Consider the following 12,953-nt stretch of genomic DNA (forward strand, 5'->3'; position numbering starts at 1 on the left):
AGGGAGTGGCCAAGGTTCACCGGCCAGAGTCGGTGACATGCAGAGATCAGGTCGTCCCCGGGTCGAGATCGTCGTCCCGGTGCGGAATGAGGAATACGACCTCGGCCCCAATATCCGGCGGTTGCGCGCGTACCTGGACGACGCCTTCCCGTTCCCGGCCGAGGTCTGCATCGCTGACAACGGGAGCACCGATGCCACCTGGGAGATCGGCGCGCTGCTCGCCACCGAGCTGCCGGGAATCCGGATCGTCCGGCTCGAGGAGCCGGGACGAGGCCGGGCACTGAACCAGGTCTGGTCGACGAGTGAGGCGGATGTCCTTGCCTACATGGATGTCGACCTCTCCACCAACCTCAACGCGTTGCTGCCGTTGGTGGCACCGCTGCTGGCCAGCCACAGTGACGTGGCGATCGGCTCCCGGCTGGCGCGTGGCTCACGAGTGGTCCGGCGGCCGAAGCGCGAGGCGATCTCGCGTGGCTACAACCTGTTGCTGCGGGCAACGTTGGGTACTCGGTTCTCCGACGCGCAGTGCGGGTTCAAGGCGATCCGGCACGATGTCGCGGCCGAGCTGCTGCCGCTGGTGCAGGACACCAGTTGGTTCTTCGACACCGAACTCCTGGTGCTGGCCGAGCGAGCCGGACTGCGGATCCACGAGGTCCCGGTGGACTGGGTCGACGACCTGGACTCGAGGGTCGCGATAGCCAAGACAGTGGTGGAGGATCTGCGTGGAATCGCTCGCCTGAGCAGGGATCTCGGCCGCGGCCGGATTCCGCTGGACCCCGTACGCCGGGCCTTCGGTCGCCCCGCGATTGCCGACCCGAGGACTGCCCTGGCCGCCCGCATACTCCGCTTCGCCGGCGTCGGCGTGATCAGCACCCTCGCGTACATCCTTCTCTACTTGGGTTTGCGGCACGCGGTGCCGGCCCAGCTCGCCAACGTGCTCGCGCTGCTGATCACCGCGGTCGGCAACACCGCCCTCAATCGCCGGATCACCTTCGGGGTCCGCGGCGTGGAGAACCGCGGCAAGCACCAGTTGCGCGGGCTGGTCACCTTCGCTATCGGCTGGAGCCTGACCGCCTCCTCGCTGTGGCTGCTGCACACGGCGGTCGCCGTACCGGCACCCAGTCTCGAGATCGTCGTCCTGACGGCCGCCAACCTGGCCGCGACGGTGGTCCGCTTCGGCCTCTTCCAGGCCTGGGTCTTCGACGACGAGGCGCCCACTCTTCCCACCTTCGAACCGCCGGCGGTTCTCGACCCGACCCGGAGCAACTGATGAGCACTCTGACCGAACCCACGACCGCGGCGCCATCGCGCACCAGATCGACCGCGCGACTCGCGGCGTACCCGATCAGTCGCGACCATGCCTTGTACGGCGGGCTGTTGCTGCTCACTGCGATCGCCTACGTATGGGGATTGTCGAAGAACGGCTACGCCAACGAGTACTACGCGGCGGCGGTCCAGGCCGGCTCCGTCAGCTGGAAGGCCTGGTTCTTCGGGGCCTTCGACTCGTCGAGCTTCATCACCGTGGACAAGACACCGGCCTCGTTGTGGGTGATGGGCCTGTCCGGGCGGATCTTCGGCTTCGGCGTCTGGAGCATGCTGATCCCGCAGGCGCTGATCGGAGTGGCGAGCGTCGGTTTCCTCTACGTCTCGGTACGGCGCTGGTTCTCGTCGAACGCCGCGCTGCTGGCGGGTGCCGTGCTGGCACTGACGCCGGTCGCGGTGCTGATGTTCCGGTTCAACAACCCGGATGCCTTGCTGGTCCTGCTGCTCGTGGCGGGCGCCTGGGCGGTGACGCGGGCGATCGACTCGGAGAAGTACGCGTGGCGGTGGATGGCGCTGGCGGGAGCGCTGGTCGGGTTCGGGTTCCTGACCAAGATGCTGCAGGCGTTCCTGGTACTGCCGGCGTTCGGGCTCGCGTATCTGATGGCGGGGAAGCCGGCGCTGGGGAAGCGGCTGGTGCACAGCGTGGTCGCGCTCGGCGCGCTGATCGTCAGTGCCGGCTGGTGGATCGCGATCGTGGAGCTGATGCCTGCCTCGGCCCGGCCGTTCATCGGTGGCTCGTCGACCAACAGCATTCTCGAACTGACCCTCGGCTACAACGGGCTCGGCCGGTTGACCGGCAACGAGACCGGGTCGGTGGGTGGCGGAACCGGCAACCCGGGATGGGGTGGCGCGACCGGGGTGCAGCGGTTGTTCGGTGGTGAGTTCGCCGGCCAGATCGCATGGTTGCTGCCGGCTGCGTTGCTGGCCGTCATCGTGCTGGTTGTTGCTGCAGGCAAGGCAGAGCGGACCGATCGGACCCGGGCCTTCGCGGTGTTGTGGGGCGGCTGGCTGGTGGTGACGGGACTGGTCTTCAGCTTCATGCAGGGGATCATCCACAGCTACTACATGGTGGCATTGGCGCCGGCGGTCGGTGCGCTGGTTGGTGCGGCGGCGACGGTGTTGTGGCGGCGCCGGGGTGAATGGTTGCCGCGCGCAATGCTTGCTGGTGGCACCTTTTTGACGGCGGGCTGGAGTTTCTCGTTGCTGAACGCGTCGCCGAGCTGGTTGCCGTGGCTGCGATGGACGGTGCTGATCGTTGGAGTGGTGGCTGCCGGGTTGGTGCTGGTGCTCCCCGAGTCGGGTTTGCGGAGGTCGGCAGTACGGCGTACTGGGGTGTTTGCCGCGGTGTTGCTCACGGTGACTGCGCTGGCGGGACCGGCGGCGTACTCGGTGGAAACGATCAATGCCTCGCATGCAGGTGCGTTGCCGTCGGCAGGACCGGTCGGCGCTGGGGGCGGACGAATGGGCGGCGGCGCTGGTGGCGGGCGAGCGGGTGGGTTCCTCGGTGGCGGTGGGATCAGTGGAGTGTCGAGCGAATTGGTCTCGCTGCTTCAGTCCGGCGCCAACGGCTACCCCTGGGCCGCCGCGGCGGTGACGTCGAACGCCGCGGCTCCGTTGCAGCTCGCGGCCGAGGTGCCGGTGATGTCGATCGGTGGGTTCAACGGGACGGACAAGGCGCCGACGCTGGCGGAGTTCCAGCGATTGGTTGCCCAGGGAAAGGTGCATTACTTCGTCGGTAATTCGGGAGGTGCCTTCGGCGGCGGACGAGGCGGTACTTCGAGCGACATCAGCAGTTGGGTGGCCGAGAACTTCGCGGCTCAGAACGTCGGCGGCACCACCATCTACGACCTCAGCAGCAAGTGAACAGGAGCGAGCACATGACGGAGACGAACAACCCCAGTACTCCCGGCGCCGCGGTTCCGCCGTGGGTGGCGGGCGAGCAGGCGGGAGCGAAGAGGCCCGGTGGGCTGGTGCTCGCTGGTGCCGGCTCCCTGTTGGCAGTGCTCGCCTTTCTCGGCGGAACCGCTGTCGGGCACGCGTGGGGTGGGTCAGGTGAGGCGGGGCAGACGCAGTTCAACGGCCCCGGCGGCGGTCGCTTCGGCCAGGGCCAGGGCCAGGGCCAGGGACCGGGACCGGGCTTCGGGCAGGGCGGCGGACCGGGCAGCCAGCAAGGGCAGGGCAACCAGCAGGTGCCGGGGCAGGGCGCGGTGCCGGGGCAGGGCGCGGTGCCGGGGCAGACTCAGACGGGTTGATCGCGTTTCACGACGGCAACAGTTCAAACCGGGGAGCCACCGATCGAGCTGCGCATGCCCAGCCGGCAGCAGCGCGCCACTTAGATCGGTAGCCGGTGGCTCGCAGTCCTATGCATGCCGCAGACCGCTCAGCAAGGCGGCGAGACTCCGGCGGACCGCGGCCTCGAAAGCCTCCGGCGACAACGTCGTACCGGCGCCCGCGACGCGGTCGTAGAGCAGTCCGTCCATCATCGCCGCGACCGGCCAGGCGATGGTGTCGGCATCGGGAACTCCCAAACCTGCCAGTAGGTCGGCCAGGCTCTCCCGAAGCCGGCGGCCGCCCTGGATGATCGCGTCGCGGAGCTCAGGCTGCCGGCTCGCCTCCAGGGACAGTTCGTAGCGGGCGATCAGGTCGTCGGGCCGGTCGCGGACCAGGCCCAGGACCATGCCGGCCAGAAGTTCTTCGAGCTCCGGGTCGGCCGGCAACTCGTGGGCGCCGCGAGCGAGGTCGCGCTCGAGCATGCGATTCACGCAGGCGGCGAGCAGTGCTCCCCGGGTGCGCAGGTAGTACGACGTGGAGCCCGGTGGCAGGCCGGCCTCCTCGTCGACCGCGCGATGGGTGAGACCGCGCAGGCCGCGGGTCGCCACGAGATGGATGGCCGCATCGGCGATGGCGGCTCGGCGGTCCTCACCGAGCGGCACCTTTTTCGTCACGGTCCTACTCTACTCAGCCGGACTCTACAGATGTAGAGTCAGGGTATGAGGACAGTGATCGTGGTGGGAGCGGGGATCGGTGGGGTGACGGCGGCCGTCGCGCTGGAGCAGTGCGGTTGGCAGGTCACGGTGCTGGAGCGGGCGCCGGAGTTGGGCGAGGTCGGTGCGGGCCTGTCGATCTGGCCGGGGGCCGCCGCGGTACTGGCCGAGCTGGGGGTCGAGGGCGTGATCGATGCAGCCAGAGCGGGTGGGTCTGCCGGGATGCGCCGGTGGGACGGCCGCCGGATCGTCGACGCGGCCGGGCTCGGTGTCGAGATGCCGGTGATGATTCACCGCGCCGAACTCCACCGCCTGATCGCCGGCCGGCTCGGCCCGGCCGTGGCGATCCGGACCGGCACGACGGTCACGGGTGTGCGTCAGGACGAGACCGGCGTCGTGGTGACGGCGAGCCGGTTGGTGGTCGGCGATCAGGAGTACCGGGCGGAGCTGGTGGTGGCCGCGGATGGGATCCGGTCGGTCGTTCGCGGGTTGCTGTATCCGCGGTACGGGGGGCCGCGCTACTCCGGCTACACGGCGTACCGGGGGATCGCCGAGGTGGAGACGCTCGACCAGGGCGGCGAAACTTGGGGCCGAGGGCAACGATTCGGGTTCGCGAAGCTGATCGACGGCCGGTACTACTGGTACGCGACCGCCAATCGCGAGGCGGGCGGCGAGGGGGACGACGTCCGGGAGCGGTTCGCCGGCTGGCATCACCCGATCCCGGCGCTGATCGCGGGCAGTTCCGCCGTACTGCGCAACGACATCTACGATCTGCCCACGCCGCTCGTCCCGTTCGTCCAGGGCCGGGTCGTACTGCTCGGCGACGCCGCCCACGCGATGACGCCGAACATGGGCCGCGGCGCATGCTCCGCGATCGAGGACGCCGGCGCGCTGGCCCGGGTGTTGCGGGCCGGCAAGGACCTGGCGGCGTACGACGCCGAGCGCCGCCCCGCGACCAGCAAGCTGGTCAAGCGTTCCCGTCAGATCGGCGTACTGGGGCAGCTGGACGGCAAGCTCGCCTGCACCGTGCGTGACGCCGTCCTCGGTCTGGGGGGCAAAGTGGCCGGGTTGCTGGCCGCGCGGCGGCGGGTGGAACAATCACGGGTGTGATCACCCCACCGCAGGCTGTCGAGATCCCTGGCGCGAAGCATCTGCACTCCGGCAAGGTCCGGGACCTGTACGAGCTGGAGTCCGGCGAGCTGCTGATGGTGGCCAGCGACCGGATGAGCGCCTTCGACTGGATCCTGGAGACGCCGATCCCGGACAAGGGCAAGGTGCTGACCGCGATGAGCCTGTGGTGGTTCGAGCAGCTCGGCGTGCCGAACCACATCATCTCCACCGACGTACCGGCCGAGGTGGCCGGCCGCGGGGTGGTCTGCGAGAAGCTCGAGATGCTGCCGGTCGAGTGCGTCGCCCGCGGCTACCTGAGCGGCTCCGGACTGGTCGACTACGACAACACCGGCGAGGTCTGCGGCATCCCGCTGCGGGCCGGTCTGGTCGAGGGATCGCGGCTGGACGAGCCGATCTTCACTCCGGCGACCAAGGCCGACATCGGCGAGCACGACGAGAACGTCTCGTACGACGCGGTGGTGGCGACCGTCGGCGCGAAGACGGCCGAAGCCCTGCGCAAGCTCACACTCGACCTCTACGCCGGCGCCCACGCGACCGCCGAGCAGCGCGGGATCATCCTGGCCGACACGAAGTTCGAGTTCGGCACTCGCCCGGACGGCACGATCGTGCTCGCCGACGAGGTGCTGACACCGGACTCCAGCCGGTTCTGGCCGGCTGCCGAGTGGTTGCCGGGCAAGCAGCAGCCGTCGTACGACAAGCAGATCGTGCGCGACTGGCTGCAGTTCGAGTCGGGCTGGGACCGGCACTCCGGCGAAGCGCCGCCGCCGCTGTCGGCCGAGGTGATCGAGCGCACCCGTTCGGCGTACGTCGACGCCTACGAGCGGCTGACGGGCCAGACCTTCAGCAGCTGAGGATCAGAAGAGACCGACGCCCAGGGCAAGGGTGATGAACCGGGCCAGGCGGCCGGCCAGGACCGACAGCGAGAAGGTCAGGATGCCCATCCGGCTCGCGCCCGCGATCAGCGCCACGCCGTACAGGGGTGGGATGCCGACCGAGGAGCTCAGCAGGGTGACCGGGATGCCCCAGCGGCGGTCGCTGAGAGCGTCGAGGAGGCGTTTGCTGACGTCACGGTTCCACTGGACGAACCGGCCGCGCCGGGTGCTCAGATCGACCGGCCTGGGTGCCTTGCCCTGCTTCGCCGCGTAGCCCGGCCGATACCGGACCGCGAGAAACATCGCCACCTTGCCGATGGTCTGCCCGACCGACACCCCGATCGCGGCGACCACCGGGTCGAGTGCGCCGGAGGCGCCGACGCCGAGGACGTAGACCTCCGCGTTCAGCACAGGGATGACAGCGGATCCGATTCCGAATCCGACCGCCAGTACCAGTTGCCACGCCCACATGACTTCGAGGCTATGTCCCATTCCCGCCCCCAGCACGGGATCTAGCACCACCCCGGCCCTGTCATTTACACCACAACTTCCGGTACTGCGGGCCGCCGGCCGCTCACGATCGCCACCAGCCGGACCAGCGACCCGACCTTGACGACCAGCCCGCCAGCGCGACGCAGTGCAGCAGAGTCGACTTGCCGCCGCCGCTGACTCCGGTGATCGCGACGACCTCGCCCGCTGCGACCGTGAGGGAGACGCCGCGCAGGGCGACGTTGCGACGGTAGGCGTACTCCACGTCGCGGAGTTCCAGTGCGCTCATCGGCGGGTCTCCTTCTGCTCGGTGATGCGCTCGATGACGCTGTCGAGCCAGCGCAGGTCGGCGTCGAGGTGGGCGACGGTGTAGTCGCGCACCAGTGGTGAGGTGAGGTCGTCACCGGCCGGCGTGGCGTTGAGCTCCCGGATCCGGCGGAGGTGACTGGCTCGCTGCCGGGCCAGGAACTCGGTCGCGTCGCCGCCGGTCCGGACCGCGGCCACCAGTTTGCGGAGCATCTCGTCGGCACTGCCCCAGGCCGGCGGCACCGGGTCGGCCAGCCAGTCGGCCAGATGCTTGCGGCCCTTGTCGGTGATCGCGTAGACCGTCCGCTCCGGGCCGCCCTCGGAACCCTTCTCGACCACCTCGGCCAGGCCGTCCCGGGCCAGCCGGCCGAGGGTGGAGTAGACCTGCCCGAACGCCAGTGGACGGCTGTCGGGGAACCAGGAGTCGTGGCCGCGCTTCACGTCGTACCCATGGGCCGGGCCGTCGGCCAGCAGTCCCAGAACGAGTTCAGCGGTTGCCATGCCGCCGACTATACACACAAGATATGTACTGAGTGAATAGTCAGCCGATGCGGGCAATTCGGGCGCGGTCGGTAGGATTCATCGCGTCAGCCGGATCGAAACCAGGAGTAATCAGTGGCTCGCGTTGTCGTCGACGTCATGCTCAAGCCCGAGATCCTCGACCCGCAGGGCAAGGCGGTGCACGGCGCGTTCGGCCGGCTCGGCTTCGACGGCGTGGCCGATGTGCGTCAGGGCAAGCGCTTCGAGATCACCCTGGACGGTGAGGCGACCGAGGAACAGGTCGCCGAGATCCGTAAGGCGGCGGACACGCTGCTGGCCAACCCGGTGATCGAGGACTACACCCTGCACGTCGAGGGCGACCGGTGAAGATCGGGGTCGTCACCTTCCCGGGATCGCTGGACGATGTCGACGCCCGTCGCGCCGCCGCCGTCGCGGGCGCCGAGGCGGTCGCGCTGTGGCACGGTGACGCCGATCTGTCGGGCGTCGACGCGGTCGTCCTGCCGGGCGGCTTCTCGTACGGCGACTACCTGCGGGCCGGTGCCATCTCCCGGTTCGCGCCGGTGATGGAGACGATCATCAAGAAGGCCGGCGAGGGCCTGCCGGTGCTCGGCATCTGCAACGGCTTCCAGGTGCTCTGCGAGTCGCACCTGCTGCCGGGCGCGCTGATCAAGAACCACCACCGCAAGTTCATCTGCAAGGACCAGGCGCTGCGGATCGAGAACAACCGCACCGCGTGGACCAGCGACTACGACGCGAACCACGAGATCACCATCGTGCTGAAGAACCAGGACGGGTCGTACGTCGCCGACGAACCCACCCTGGACCGGCTCGAGGGCGAGGGCCTGGTCGTCGCCCGCTACCTGGACGACAACCCGAACGGTTCGTACCGCGACATCGCCGGGATCACCAACGAGCGCGGCAACGTGGTCGGCCTGATGCCGCACCCGGAGCACTGCGTCGAGACCCTGACCGGCCCGAGCACCGACGGTCTCGGCTTCTTCACCTCGGTCCTGAAGGCCGTCGTCGCCTCCTGATGAACTTTCGCAGGGTCCGACGACTGCTGTCCGCAGCAGCCGTCGCCCTCGTCGCGGCCGGTACTGCGGGCGCGCCCGCGGCCCAGGCGGCCGACCAGGACCTGCTGGCCAAGGTCGTGGTCATCGGGGTGCCCGGGTTGAGCTGGTACGACGTGCAGGCGTCGCCCGAGTTGACGGCCCTCGTGGACCAGTCGCACGTCGGCTCGATCACCGTGAAGACCGCTGGACCGCACACCTGTCCCGTCGACGGCTGGCTGACCATCAGCGCCGGTACTCGCGCCTGGGGCAGCGTCCCCGACCAGCAGTGCGGCGAGCTGCCTGCAGTGGTCAACGGCAAGGTGCAGGGCTGGCAGACGTATCTGGACCGCCAAGCCGAGCACCGCACCGGCGCACCGCTCGGACGACTTGCGGAGAGCCGTGAGCGGGTTTGCGGCTTCGGTCGCGGCGCAGCCATCGCCGTGGCTCGTGCCGACGGCACAGTCCAGAACTGGCAGCCAGAGCTGGACGCGGCGAAGCTGGCGAGCCCTGCCTGTGGCGACGCGATCATCGACGCCGGTGCCCTGCCGCTACGTGGACGCGACGAGGCCCGCAAGAAGGTGGCCGACCTCGTTGCCCAGGCCCGTGCGGCAGGCGGCTGGGTACTGCTCGTCGGCACCAGCCAGCTGACCTCCAACGCCCACAAAGAGCTCCTGGTCGCGATGCAGCTCCCGCCGGACAACGGCCCGCGCTGGCTGACCAGCGACTCCACCCGCCGTCCCGGGCTCATCCAGTTGACCGACGTCACCGCGACCGTCCTCCGCGGCGAGAGCAAACCCCTGGATCCGGCCGGTGAGGAAAAAGCCGGCCCGCTCGGCGGCAACGAGATCCACTTCACCGGTGACCTGCACACGAACGCCGCCGCGGTGATAGAGGACCGGCTCGACACCGACGAGCGGTTCCTGCACCCGCGGGGCATGCTGGTCGCAGTCGCGATGACCTTGCTTGTGGCGCAGCTGGCCGCACTCGGCTGGTTCGTCAAGACCCGGAGCCGGCGGGCGCGGAGTACGAGTGAATTCACCATGCTGGCCCAGGGCGGGTTCTTCATCGCCGTCTTCCTGTCCACTGCGACCGTCTGGTGGCGCTGGCCGGAGCCCGGGTTCTCCCTGTACTGCGTGGTGCTGGCGATCAGCGCGGCCTTTGCCTGGCTGACCAGAGCGGTGCTGAAGCAATGGGCCGGCCTGGGCATCCTGCTCGCGGCGTACCTGATTCTGCTGGTCGACGGGGTGCTGGGGACGCCGCTGCAGTTCGGCAGCATGTTCACTGACGGCCCGGTGATCGGTGGGCGGTTCTACGGCTTCGGCAACTCCACCTTCGCCACACTGGCGGTCGCTGCGCTCGTCACGGCCGGCTGGGTCGCGCAGAAACTACTGCCACAGAGCCGGGTGAAGGCTGCGCTCGCAGTACTGGCTATCGGTGGGCTCGCGATCATCGTGGACGGCAAGCCGGGCTGGGGGACCGACTTCGGCGGCATCATCGCGCTGACGCCCGCAGTACTGCTGATGGCCTGGCTGACCTGGCGCGGCAGCATCTCGCTGAAGGCGCTGGTCGGTGTCGGCCTCGCCGGAGTGCTCGCTGTCTCCGCTGTCGCCGTCCTGGACTACCTGCGGCCGGCGGACCAGCGCAGCCACTTCGGCACCTTCGTGGAGACGCTGCTCGACGGTGAGGCGGCCGATGTGCTGATTCGCAAGCTGCAGATGTCGCTGGGCTTCTTCCAGACCCCCGCCGGCTGGTTGATGCTGGTCGGTGTCGTCCTCGCGATGATCGCCACGGTCTGGCCGGAGAGGGTGCCCTCCGCGGCCTACCGCCGCTTCTGTGCCGGCGCGCCGATGATCCGCCCGACCCTGCTGGCTCTGTCGACCTGCGGTCTGGTCGGCATGCTGCTGAACGACGCGGGCGTCGCCCTGCCCGCGATCATGACCGGTTTCGCCCTGCCCTTGCTGGTGGCTCACCTACTGGCAGCTACCGTTTCCCCCGAGTCCCACCTAGTTCAGGAGTCATCAAGTGTCGACCGACACCGTCAGTAACGCGACCAGTACGCCGGACGTGGAGCAGCCGTGGGCGGAACTCGGGCTGAAGCCGGACGAGTACCAGCGGATCCGCGACATCCTGGACCGGCGGCCGACCAGCTGCGAGCTGGCGATGTACTCGGTGATGTGGAGCGAGCACTGCTCGTACAAGTCCTCCAAGGTGCACCTGAAGAAGTTCGGTGACATCCCGCAGGAGACCCCGGCCGGCAAGATGCTCGCGGGCATCGGCGAGAACGCCGGCGTGATCGACATCGGCGAGGGCTACGCGGTCACCTTCAAGGTCGAGTCGCACAACCACCCGTCGTACGTCGAGCCCTACCAGGGCGCGGCCACCGGGGTCGGCGGCATCGTCCGCGACATCCTGGCGATGGGCGCCCGCCCGGTCGCGGTGATGGACCCGCTGCGGTTCGGCCCGCTGGACGCGCCGGACACCAAGCGCGTGCTGCCCGGGATCGTCTCCGGAGTCGGCGGCTACGGCAACAGCCTGGGCCTGCCGAACATCGGCGGCGAGGTGGTCTTCGACGCGACGTACCTGGGCAACCCGCTGGTCAACGCGCTCTGTGTCGGCGTCATGCGGCACGAGGACCTGCACCTGGCGAACGCGACCGGTATCGGCAACCAGATCATCCTGTACGGCGCCAAGACCGGCGGCGACGGGATCGGCGGCGTCTCGGTGCTGGCCAGCGAGACGTTCGCCGACGGCGGCCCGACCAAGCGCCCCGCGGTGCAGGTCGGCGACCCGTTCATGGAGAAGCTGCTGATCGAGTGCACGCTGGAGCTGTTCGCCGCCCGGATCGTCGAGGGCATCCAGGACCTCGGTGGCGCCGGCCTGTCCTGCGCGACCTCCGAGCTGGCCAGCGCGGGTGACGGCGGCATGCACGTCTGGCTCGACAAGGTGCCGCTGCGGGACGCCTCCCTTGCTCCGGAAGAGATTCTGATGAGCGAGTCGCAGGAGCGGATGATGGCGGTCGTCACGCCGGCCAACGTCGAGCAGTTCCTGAAGATCTGCGCGAAGTGGGACGTCCAGGCCGACGTGATCGGTGAGGTCACCGACACCGGGCTGCTGCAGATCGACTGGCACGGCGAGCGCGTCGTCGACGTACCGCCGCGGACCGTCGCGCACGACGGCCCGGTCTACGAGCGCCCGTACGCGCGCCCGCACTGGCAGGACGCGCTGCAGGCCGACGCCGCCGAGAAGTTGCCCCGGGCAACCACTGGTGAGGAGCTGCGGGACACCCTGCTGCAGCTGATCGCGTCGCCGAACCTGTGCGACAAGTCTTGGGTCACCGACCAGTACGACCGGTACGTGCTGGGCAACTCGGTGCTCGCGCAGCCCGAGGACAGCGGCATGATCCGGGTCGACGAGACCAGCGGCCTGGGCGTCGCCGTCTCCACCGACTGCAACGGCCGCTTCACCAAGCTCGACCCGTACACCGGCGCCAAGCTCGCGCTGGCCGAGTCGTACCGCAACGTCGCCACCACCGGCGCCCGCCCGGCCGCGGTCACCGACTGCCTGAACTTCGGCTCTCCGGAGGACCCGGGCGTGATGTGGCAGTTCACCGAGGCCATCCGTGGCCTGGTCGACGGCTGCATCGAGCTGGGCATCCCGGTCACCGGCGGCAACGTGTCGTTCTACAACCAGACCGGCGAGACCCCGATCCTGCCGACTCCGGTGGTCGGCGTCCTCGGTGTCATCGACGACGTCACCCGGCGGACCCCGATCGGTTTCACCGCCGAGATGGAGGGTCACCAGCTCTACCTGCTCGGTGAGACCGAGGAGGAGCTGTCGGGCTCGGAGTGGGCCCACGTCGTCCACGGCCACCTCGGTGGCCGCCCGCCGGCGGTCGACCTGGCCGCCGAGCAGCAGCTCGCCGACATCCTGATCAACGCTTCCCGCGACGGTCTGATCGACGCGGCCCACGACGTCAGTGACGGCGGCGTGGCCCAGGTCCTGGTCGAGTCTGCCCTCCGCGGCGGCGTCGGCGCCCGCGTCTGGGCCCCGGACGACCTCGACCCGTTCCTATTCCTCTTCGCCGAGTCCTCGGGCCGCGCGGTCGTCGCCGTCCCGCGCACCGAAGAGGTCCGCTTCACCGACATGTGCACGGCCCGCCGCTTCCCGCACACCAAGATCGGTGTGGTGACCGGCGAGTCCCTCGACGTCCAGGACCAGTTCGAGGTCTCCCTCACCGACCTCCGCAGCACCTGGAGCGCCACCCTTCCCGCAGCCCTCGGCTGACCACCTCCAGC

General features: G+C 69.3%; 13 protein-coding genes. 9 read left to right on the forward strand and 4 right to left on the reverse strand.

The features are described 5' to 3' along the window. Positions 1-37: 37 nt before the first annotated feature. From OX958_RS03730 to OX958_RS03740, 3 genes are read left to right on the forward strand one after another with little or no spacing between them, the layout of a single operon-like run. Positions 38-1,270, forward strand: coding sequence for a bifunctional glycosyltransferase family 2/GtrA family protein (locus OX958_RS03730; RefSeq protein WP_270135735.1), 1,233 nt, complete (start codon positions 38-40; stop codon positions 1,268-1,270). After that, entirely contained in the window at positions 1,270-3,186 is a 1,917-nt protein-coding gene (locus tag OX958_RS03735; protein ID WP_270135736.1) for a glycosyltransferase family 39 protein, read from the forward strand. The genes OX958_RS03730 and OX958_RS03735 overlap by 1 nt, the downstream gene beginning before the upstream one ends. 14 nt (positions 3,187-3,200) lie before the next feature. Beyond that, positions 3,201-3,575, forward strand: a complete 375-nt coding sequence (locus tag OX958_RS03740; protein WP_270135737.1) for a hypothetical protein — start codon at positions 3,201-3,203, stop codon at positions 3,573-3,575. A gap of 108 nt (positions 3,576-3,683) precedes the next feature. On the opposite strand, the gene OX958_RS03745 is transcribed toward OX958_RS03740, so the two are convergent. Further along, entirely contained in the window at positions 3,684-4,268 is a 585-nt protein-coding gene (locus OX958_RS03745; RefSeq protein WP_270135738.1) for a TetR/AcrR family transcriptional regulator, read from the reverse strand. Positions 4,269-4,313: 45 nt separating this feature from the next. Here OX958_RS03745 and OX958_RS03750 point away from each other — a divergent pair, with 45 nt between their 5' ends. Then, on the forward strand, positions 4,314-5,417 hold the full coding sequence (locus tag OX958_RS03750) for an FAD-dependent monooxygenase (RefSeq protein ID WP_270135739.1): 1,104 nt from the start codon (positions 4,314-4,316) through the stop codon (positions 5,415-5,417). Next, positions 5,414-6,289 (forward strand): phosphoribosylaminoimidazolesuccinocarboxamide synthase, encoded by an 876-nt coding sequence (locus OX958_RS03755; protein WP_270135740.1) that lies wholly within the window; start codon positions 5,414-5,416, stop codon positions 6,287-6,289. Before OX958_RS03750 ends, OX958_RS03755 begins: the two co-directional genes overlap by 4 nt. Before the next feature lie 3 nt (positions 6,290-6,292). Here the strand turns inward: OX958_RS03755 and OX958_RS03760 are convergent, their stop codons facing one another. The 3 genes from OX958_RS03760 to OX958_RS03770 form a co-directional block, all read right to left on the reverse strand. Then, on the reverse strand, positions 6,293-6,781 hold the full coding sequence (locus tag OX958_RS03760; protein WP_270135741.1) for a hypothetical protein: 489 nt from the start codon (positions 6,779-6,781) through the stop codon (positions 6,293-6,295). Between the two features lie 103 nt (positions 6,782-6,884). After that, complete coding sequence (locus OX958_RS03765) at positions 6,885-7,088, reverse strand: ATP-binding cassette domain-containing protein (protein WP_270135742.1); 204 nt, start codon at positions 7,086-7,088, stop codon at positions 6,885-6,887. Then, positions 7,085-7,606, reverse strand: a complete 522-nt coding sequence (locus OX958_RS03770; RefSeq protein WP_270135743.1) for a PadR family transcriptional regulator — start codon at positions 7,604-7,606, stop codon at positions 7,085-7,087. The genes OX958_RS03765 and OX958_RS03770 overlap by 4 nt, the downstream gene beginning before the upstream one ends. 114 nt (positions 7,607-7,720) lie before the next feature. On the opposite strand from OX958_RS03770, the gene purS reads away from it, so the two are divergent. The 4 genes from purS to purL are packed head-to-tail and all read left to right on the forward strand — an operon-like array spanning position 7,721 to position 12,942. Next, positions 7,721-7,972 (forward strand): phosphoribosylformylglycinamidine synthase subunit PurS, encoded by a 252-nt coding sequence (gene purS / locus OX958_RS03775; protein ID WP_270135744.1) that lies wholly within the window; start codon positions 7,721-7,723, stop codon positions 7,970-7,972. Then, complete coding sequence (purQ, locus tag OX958_RS03780; protein ID WP_270135745.1) at positions 7,969-8,640, forward strand: phosphoribosylformylglycinamidine synthase subunit PurQ; 672 nt, start codon at positions 7,969-7,971, stop codon at positions 8,638-8,640. The genes purS and purQ overlap by 4 nt, the downstream gene beginning before the upstream one ends. Continuing rightward, a complete protein-coding gene (locus OX958_RS03785; protein WP_270135746.1) occupies positions 8,640-10,703 on the forward strand; it encodes a hypothetical protein in 2,064 nt (687 codons plus the stop codon). The genes purQ and OX958_RS03785 overlap by 1 nt, the downstream gene beginning before the upstream one ends. Next, positions 10,681-12,942, forward strand: a complete 2,262-nt coding sequence (gene purL, locus OX958_RS03790) for a phosphoribosylformylglycinamidine synthase subunit PurL (RefSeq protein ID WP_270135747.1) — start codon at positions 10,681-10,683, stop codon at positions 12,940-12,942. The genes OX958_RS03785 and purL overlap by 23 nt, the downstream gene beginning before the upstream one ends. Positions 12,943-12,953 lie beyond the last annotated feature (11 nt).

Source organism: Kribbella sp. CA-293567 (assembly GCF_027627575.1).
Classification (GTDB): Bacteria; Actinomycetota; Actinomycetes; order Propionibacteriales; family Kribbellaceae; genus Kribbella.

Coding starts and splice junctions, on each gene's coding strand:
- OX958_RS03770 (WP_270135743.1), bottom strand. CDS start 7,606: ATGGCAACCGCTGAACTCGTTCTGGGACTGCTGGCCGACGGCCCGGCC.
- OX958_RS03760 (WP_270135741.1), bottom strand. CDS start 6,781: ATGTGGGCGTGGCAACTGGTACTGGCGGTCGGATTCGGAATCGGATCC.
- OX958_RS03750 (WP_270135739.1), top strand. CDS start 4,314: ATGAGGACAGTGATCGTGGTGGGAGCGGGGATCGGTGGGGTGACGGCG.
- OX958_RS03730 (WP_270135735.1), top strand. CDS start 38: ATGCAGAGATCAGGTCGTCCCCGGGTCGAGATCGTCGTCCCGGTGCGG.
- OX958_RS03740 (WP_270135737.1), top strand. CDS start 3,201: ATGACGGAGACGAACAACCCCAGTACTCCCGGCGCCGCGGTTCCGCCG.
- OX958_RS03735 (WP_270135736.1), top strand. CDS start 1,270: ATGAGCACTCTGACCGAACCCACGACCGCGGCGCCATCGCGCACCAGA.
- OX958_RS03785 (WP_270135746.1), top strand. CDS start 8,640: ATGAACTTTCGCAGGGTCCGACGACTGCTGTCCGCAGCAGCCGTCGCC.
- OX958_RS03765 (WP_270135742.1), bottom strand. CDS start 7,088: ATGAGCGCACTGGAACTCCGCGACGTGGAGTACGCCTACCGTCGCAAC.